The sequence below is a fragment of the Mycolicibacter sinensis genome (assembly GCF_001673565.1).
GTDB lineage: Bacteria > Actinomycetota > Actinomycetes > Mycobacteriales > Mycobacteriaceae > Mycobacterium > Mycobacterium sinense_C.
Genome location: NZ_LZMF01000074.1, coordinates 83746 through 90024, shown reverse-complemented (window position 1 = coordinate 90024; position 6279 = coordinate 83746). Strand labels below are relative to the sequence as shown.

The 6279-nt window shown below is 69.0% G+C and carries 7 protein-coding genes and 1 pseudogene; 6 read left to right on the top strand and 2 right to left on the bottom strand.

Annotated features, from left to right (window positions below):
* From A5648_RS12500 to A5648_RS12485, 4 genes and pseudogenes are all read left to right on the top strand, one after another.
* Window positions 1–278: pseudogene (locus A5648_RS12500) on the top strand (PE-PPE domain-containing protein); the annotation flags it as partial.
* A 39-nt stretch (window positions 279–317) separates the two neighbouring features.
* On the top strand, window positions 318–659 hold the full coding sequence (locus A5648_RS12495; protein ID WP_065024843.1) for an ArsR/SmtB family transcription factor: 342 nt from the start codon (window positions 318–320) through the stop codon (window positions 657–659).
* A gap of 3 nt (window positions 660–662) precedes the next feature.
* Window positions 663–1148 (top strand): SRPBCC family protein, encoded by a 486-nt coding sequence (locus tag A5648_RS12490; protein ID WP_065024842.1) that lies wholly within the window; start codon window positions 663–665, stop codon window positions 1146–1148.
* 104 nt (window positions 1149–1252) lie between these two features.
* On the top strand, window positions 1253–2632 hold the full coding sequence (locus A5648_RS12485; protein WP_065024841.1) for an acyl-CoA dehydrogenase family protein: 1380 nt from the start codon (window positions 1253–1255) through the stop codon (window positions 2630–2632).
* A 4-nt stretch (window positions 2633–2636) separates the two neighbouring features.
* On the opposite strand, the gene A5648_RS12480 is transcribed toward A5648_RS12485, so the two are convergent.
* Window positions 2637–3731, bottom strand: a complete 1095-nt coding sequence (locus tag A5648_RS12480; protein ID WP_207511683.1) for an NAD(P)/FAD-dependent oxidoreductase — start codon at window positions 3729–3731, stop codon at window positions 2637–2639.
* A complete protein-coding gene (locus A5648_RS12475; RefSeq protein WP_065024840.1) occupies window positions 3728–5227 on the bottom strand; it encodes a bifunctional phosphatase PAP2/diacylglycerol kinase family protein in 1500 nt (499 codons plus the stop codon). The genes A5648_RS12480 and A5648_RS12475 overlap by 4 nt, the downstream gene beginning before the upstream one ends.
* 129 nt (window positions 5228–5356) lie before the next feature.
* Here A5648_RS12475 and A5648_RS12470 point away from each other — a divergent pair, with 129 nt between their 5' ends.
* Both A5648_RS12470 and A5648_RS12465 read left to right on the top strand, forming a co-directional pair.
* The gene (locus A5648_RS12470; protein ID WP_065024839.1) at window positions 5357–5602 is read left to right on the top strand and encodes an AbrB/MazE/SpoVT family DNA-binding domain-containing protein; all 246 of its coding nucleotides are present in this window, start codon (window positions 5357–5359) and stop codon (window positions 5600–5602) included.
* Window positions 5562–6008 carry a type II toxin-antitoxin system VapC family toxin gene (locus tag A5648_RS12465; protein WP_234787410.1) on the top strand — a complete coding sequence of 149 codons (447 nt, stop codon included), beginning with the start codon at window positions 5562–5564 and terminating at the stop codon, window positions 6006–6008. The genes A5648_RS12470 and A5648_RS12465 overlap by 41 nt, the downstream gene beginning before the upstream one ends.
* Window positions 6009–6279 lie beyond the last annotated feature (271 nt).

Below are 6279 nucleotides of genomic sequence, written 5' to 3'. Positions count from 1 at the left end.
GGCTCACGCCAGATCAGGTCGCCAACCATTTGGCCACCACCGACGGCATGCTCACCAACATCGACATCTCCGGTGACATCGACCAGTTCGGCGCCTGGCTCAACGCGTTCGGTAGCGGGTTGCTCGACAGCGCCGGGATAGACGCCCTGTTCAATTCGTTTGTGGCCTTCGTTTACAACGCCTTCGGCAACATCGAAAGCTTCTTCACCGACTGGATGGGCATCGACTGGGGCGGGGTCGAGACGACGCTCGACTACTGGTTCCCGCCGGAGCTCTGATCTTGACAACGTACAACCAAATGGTTGTACGATAACCACATGACCGTGCTCGACGAGGACCGGGTGGACGCTCTGTTCCACGCGCTCGCCGACCGCACCCGCCGTGACATCCTGCGCCGTGTGCTGGCCGGGGAGCACTCGGTTTCCGCACTCGCGGGGAACTACGAGATGAGCTTCGCCGCGGTGCAGAAGCACGTCGCCGTCCTGGAGAAGTCCGGCCTGCTCAGCAAGCGACGCAGCGGTCGCGAGCAGTTGGCCCGCGGTGACGTCGCGGCGGTACGGTCGGTGGCCTCGATGCTCACTGAGCTGGAACAGGTTTGGCGCGGTCGCATCGCGCGCATCGACGAACTCATCTCATCCGAGAAGACCAAGGAGGACTGAACCATGCCCGTGACCGACGTCCAGCAGGACCTCGAGAACCTCACCCTGACCATCACCGCCGACTTCGCCGCACCGGTGCAGCGAATCTGGCAGATCTACGCCGACCCGCGACAGCTGGAGAAAATCTGGGGGCCGCCGTCGCACCCCGCGACCGTGGTCGACCACGACCTCACTCCCGGGAGCCGCACCACGTACTTCATGACCGGCCCGGACGGCGAGAAGTACGCGGGCTACTGGCAGATCACCGCCGTCGACGAGCCCAGGAGTTTCTCCTTCGTCGATGGCTTCGCGGACCTGGACTTCAACCCGGAACCCGGGTTACCGATCTCCAGAAACGTCTACACCTTCGCCACGGACAACGGCGGTACCCGCGCAACCTACGTGAGCACCTTCGAGTCCGCGGCGGACCTCCAGAAGGTGTTGGAAATGGGCGTCGTCGAGGGCACCACATCGGCGGTCAACCAGATCGACGACTTGCTCGCCCCCTGACCCGCCCCGCCGGCCGAGGCGTTTGACCCGGCGGAGAACCGGCAATCCCAGGTGTTCGGGCGGGCGACATCGAGGCCGGCCCAGACGGCTTAGGGGACCGGTCCATGGGCTTCGATCTCACGCCGACGGTGGCGCAGCACGACCTTGCCCGCCGCACCCACCAATTCGCCGAATCGGTCATCCGGCCGGTCGCCCTCGACTACGACCAGCGCCAGGAATTCCCGTGGCCGGTGCTCGAGGAGGCCGCCGCCCAGGGTTTTTACAGCCCGCTGTTCTACCGAGACCTGATCGGCGACTCGACCGGCTTGTCGTTGCCAATGTTCATGGAAGAGTTGTTCTGGGGCTGTGCCGGAATCGGTTTGGCGATCGTGATGCCCGCACTCGCGCTCTCGGCGATCGGACAGGCTGCCACCGGCGAACAGATGCTGCAGTGGGCGCCGGAATGCTTCGGCACGCCAGGTGATCTCAAACTCGCGGCCCTGGCGATCTCCGAGCCCGAAGGCGGCAGCGACGTCCGTAACCTGCGCACCACCGCCCGCCGCGACGGTGACGACTGGATCATCGACGGCCACAAGATGTGGATCGGCAACGGCGGCATCGCCAACGTGCACGTGGTCAACGCCGTCGTCGACCCGGAGCTGGGCCACCGCGGCCAGGCGCTGTTCATTGTGCCCGGCGGCACCCCCGGACTGGAGATGGTGCGCAAACTCGACAAGCTGGGCTGCCGAGCGTCCCACACCGCCGAACTGCGCTTCGACGGTGCCCGCATCCCGGCGGAGAATCTGCTCGGCGGGCAGGACAAACTCGACCACAAACTCGCCAAAGCGCGCGAAATTGTCGCAGGGGGAGCACATTCCGGATCGGCCACGCTGGGCACCTTCGAGCAAACCCGGCCGATGGTCGCCGCCCAGGCGATCGGCATCGCCCGCGCCGCACTGGAATACGCGACCGACTACGCCACTCGCCGAGAGGCCTTCGGCGGCCCCATCATCGACAACCAGGGCATCGCGTTCCCGCTGGCTGAGTTGGCCACCGCGATCGATGCGGCGCGGCTGCTGACCTGGCGGGCGTCCTGGATGGCGGCCAACGGGATCAGCTTCGGCCGCGGCGAGGGATCGATGGCCAAGCTGGCCGCCAGCGAAGCGGCCGTGCGCGTCACCGAGCGCGCCATCCAGACACTGGGCGGCTGGGGCTACATCACCGAGCATCCGGTGGAGAAGTGGTACCGAGATGCCAAGCTGTACACCATCTTCGAAGGCACCAGCGAGATTCAGCGGATGGTGATCGCCCAAGCGCTGGGCGCCGCTGTCGGCACTCCGCCGCTGCACGTCGAGATCGAGCCGTCCGGCGGGCCGTTGAACCGGATGTTCGGGCGCGGCGCACCGCTGCGCACCCGCGCGGCCGCCGGCGCACTGGCGATGCAGGACCGCATCCCCGCACCGGTGCTGCGGGCCGCCATGAAGCTGTTGCGGCCCCCGAGATAACGGCTCACGAACCCGCGCCCAGCCGGCACTCGGGCCGCAAATCCACCTCGGGCTGCTCACCCAGCGCCAGTCGCGCCACCGCCCGCCCGATCGCTGGAGCCTGCTTGAACAGATTGTGGCCGGCGACGAATACCAAGCCGTCGCGGTGCCAGGCCGCGAAACCGTCGTCGCTCCAGGGCACCCGGGTGACCCAGCAGTGGCGGTACCCCACCGGAGCCGGATCCAGTCCCGGCAGTGCGCGGCGCGCGTAGGCCACCGCCCGCTCGGCCAATGCGGTCAGCTCCGCGGGGTCGGGGAAGCCGCCGTCGGGATCCACGCCGACGCTCTCACTGAGCCCGACGGCGTAGTGGCGGTTGTCGGGCAGCGCGGCGGCATAGGTGCCGGTCTCGCCGAATGCGCCACTGCTGTCCTGCAGACAGGCCAGAGACTCGGCGGGCTCAGTGACGCCGAAGGTCAGCCGGACGTGCGCGGACAACCGCACCGGCAGCGCCAACCCGACGCCGCGCGCCAGCCCGGCGGTGCCACGTCCGGCGCACACCACCACCGCGGAATGCTCGGTGCGGGCGCCACCGGTCAGCACCTCGGCCGTGCCGCTGCGGGTCGGGCGCACCGCCAGCACCTCGTCGGCGACCAACCGCTCACCCAGCCACCCGGTGAGTGCGCCGATCGCCGCCCGGGTGCGGATCGACCCGCCGGCCTCATCCAGCATCGCCGGCCCGTCGTAGTCGGCCAGCGGCGGCAGCAGGGCGCGCAACTCCGCGCCGTCGATGCGGCGGACCGGCACCCCGCCCGCCTCGTCAAGGGTCGCCAGCCGCTTGCTCACCGCGGGGCCGATGGCGACCGCGCCGTCGGACGAGACCAGTTCGGTGCCGGCGCATTCGGCCCACTCCGCCCAGATCGCTCGACTGGCCCGCGCCAGTGCGACCAGCCGCGCGTCGTCGTGGGCGTGCCGAAAGATCCGGGATTCGCCACCGGACTGGCCGTCGCCCGGCACGCCGCGTTCATACACGCGCACCGTGGCACCCAGCTCGGCCAGGGCGTACGCGGTGCTCAGGCCGACGATCCCGCCGCCGACCACGCCGACGTCGACGGCCGTCACCGCCGCCCCGGCGGCCTCGGTCGAAAGACCTGCAACGCGCGATAGCGCACGGTGAATTCGGCCTGCGCGCAAGGGCTGTCGACCTCTCCGTCGCGGGCGAGGGGCACCGGGCCGTCGGGTGCGGTGAACCGGAACTGCGGAACCTGCAGCTCGTGGTAGAGCCGACTGCGCTGCAGCCGTCCGGTCAGCAGGGCGACCAGCATTCGCAGCGTGGACCACGGCCGCCCGGTTTCCAGGATCCGCACGTCCAGCAGCCCGTCGTCCATCCGGTTCCGTACGGCCGGAGCGAAGCCGACCGGCAGATAGGCGGAGTTTCCGAGGAAGAACAGCGACGTCTGCAGCGTCTTGTCGTCGTAGGTGATGCGGACCGGTTGTTCGCGCCGCAGCGTCATCAGCATCGCGTAGGCGCTGGCCACCGGCTTGCCGACCTTGCGCTGCAGTCGTTCGCGACGGCGAACGAACGCCGGGTATGCGCCGACGCTGGCGGTGTTGACCACGGTCGTCTCGTCGTTGAACTGGACCACGTCCACCCGGGACAAGCTGCCCTCGGCGATGGCCCGGACGGTTTTCGCGGTGGTATCGCAGCCGATGTCCTTGGCGAAGTGGTTCAAAGTACCGCCGGGAAACACCGCCAGTGGCAGATCGCGCTCCACCGCGACGCCGGCGGCGGCGGCCACCGACCCGTCGCCGCCGGCGATCGCCAGCACCTCGGCGGAATCGGCCGCCAGGCGTAACGCTTCGGCCACGTCGTCGTCGGGACCGAGTTCGACGACGGAGACGGCCGGTAGTGCTGTGCGCACCTCCTCGGCGACCTCGCCGGCGCGCCCGCCGCCGGAGCGGGGGTTGACCACCAGGGTCACGCCGGCGCCGTCGGGGCGCGGCGGGCAGGCGACCCGCAGGGTACCGACGTGTTGCGGGGGCAGTGACGGGATCGGCGGCACCAGTTTCGCCCCGGCCACCGCCATGGATGCTCCGATGCCCAGCCCGGCGAGCACATCGCCGGGGTAGTGGGCACCGGTGGCGATCCGGGACAGGCCCACCAGGCCGGCCAGCCCGGCGATCGGAAGCCCCAGCAGCGGGCTCTCCAACCCCACCCCGGTGGCGAACGCGGCGGCACTGGCGGAGTGCCCCGACGGCAACGAGTTCGACAGCGGCAGCCGGCGCGCGCGGCGCAGCAAGGGGACCTGCAGGATGTCCGGGCGTGCCCGGGGCCGGATCCGCTTGACCACCTGGTTGGTCACCAGGCTGGTGAGAGCCAGGCTGACCACCCCGCGGGCGGCGGCGCGCTGGGCGGACGAGCGGCCGGTCGCGGCCATCACCGCCGCGAGGGCCAGCCACAGTTTGGAGTGGTCGGCGGCGCGGGTCAGCGGCGGCATGGTGCTGTCGAGCAGTCGGCTGGGCGAGTGTGCGATCGCCCTGAACACCTCGGCGTCGAGCTCGCCGAGGCCTTGGGTGATCTGGCGAAGCCCGGAACGTCGGCGCCGCAAGGGCGTCATTCTGACCACAGCAGGGATTCCTCCGTCCGCCGGCCCACTGCAGGTGCCGTGCCGTAGCCCTATACCCGCTTACCGGCCGGGAAACGCATCGCCGCGACCATTTTGCCAATCCACTGGTAATTTGGTGCCATGAACGTGACAGTGGACCGCCTGGGCCGGCTGGTCATTCCCAAAGCGCTGCGGGTGGCGCTCGGCATCACCCCCGACACGGAGCTCGAACTGATTCCGGACGGATCTGGTCTGCGGATTGAGCCCGTCCAGCGGCGTCCCCGCCCGATCGAAACGCGTGACGGTCTTCCGGTGCTCGGCCCGGTGGAGGGTGCGGTACTGACCGATGACGATGTGCGCCGACTTCGCGATGACATCCAGCGATGACCTGTGGGCCTGCGACACCAGTGTTGCCGTCGCCGCGCTTGATTCGACCCACGAAGCCCACACGGTCTGCCGCCGAGCCCTCGTACAACGTCGCGCCGCGCTCGCAGGCCACGCGAGATTCGAGACGTATTCGGTCCTTACTCGTCTCCCTCTCCCGCTACGCCTGAACGCAACTCAAGCGGCCTCGGTACTGGCGCAGGCATTCCCGGCCAAGTGCTGGCTCGACGCAGCTGCCACCAGCGAGCTCTTTGAGCGGCTCGCCGACCTCGAGATCGTCGGCGGATCCGTGTACGACGCGCTCGTCGGTCAGGCGGCATCGACCAACCAGCGCGTACTGCTCACTCGTGACCGTCGGGCAGAGCGCACCTATCGCGTACTCGATGTGCCATACCGGTTCGTCGACTGAGAAGCTCACCTTGAGCGGCAGCGCGGCCGCGCAGCGGCGAACATGGCAGTGCTCGACATCCGCGATTCGATAGCGGGCTGAGCGCGTTCACCGGCGATGACCTTTGTTGACGTCCACCAAGCCGTACGGCTAGCTTGGTGACGATCCGGCAGGCCGTCACCTGCGCGAACTGCGCAGATCGGCCGTCGACCAGGAACTCATCACAGATTGGAACCGAGCTATGGCGTCAGCGACCCTGGGAGTCTCGGTGTGCATCGCGTGCGTCGTGCTG

Coding starts and splice junctions, on each gene's coding strand:
- A5648_RS12485 (WP_065024841.1), top strand. CDS start 1,253: ATGGGCTTCGATCTCACGCCGACGGTGGCGCAGCACGACCTTGCCCGC.
- A5648_RS12490 (WP_065024842.1), top strand. CDS start 663: ATGCCCGTGACCGACGTCCAGCAGGACCTCGAGAACCTCACCCTGACC.
- A5648_RS12465 (WP_234787410.1), top strand. CDS start 5,562: ATGACGATGTGCGCCGACTTCGCGATGACATCCAGCGATGACCTGTGG.
- A5648_RS12495 (WP_065024843.1), top strand. CDS start 318: ATGACCGTGCTCGACGAGGACCGGGTGGACGCTCTGTTCCACGCGCTC.
- A5648_RS12475 (WP_065024840.1), bottom strand. CDS start 5,227: ATGACGCCCTTGCGGCGCCGACGTTCCGGGCTTCGCCAGATCACCCAA.
- A5648_RS12470 (WP_065024839.1), top strand. CDS start 5,357: ATGAACGTGACAGTGGACCGCCTGGGCCGGCTGGTCATTCCCAAAGCG.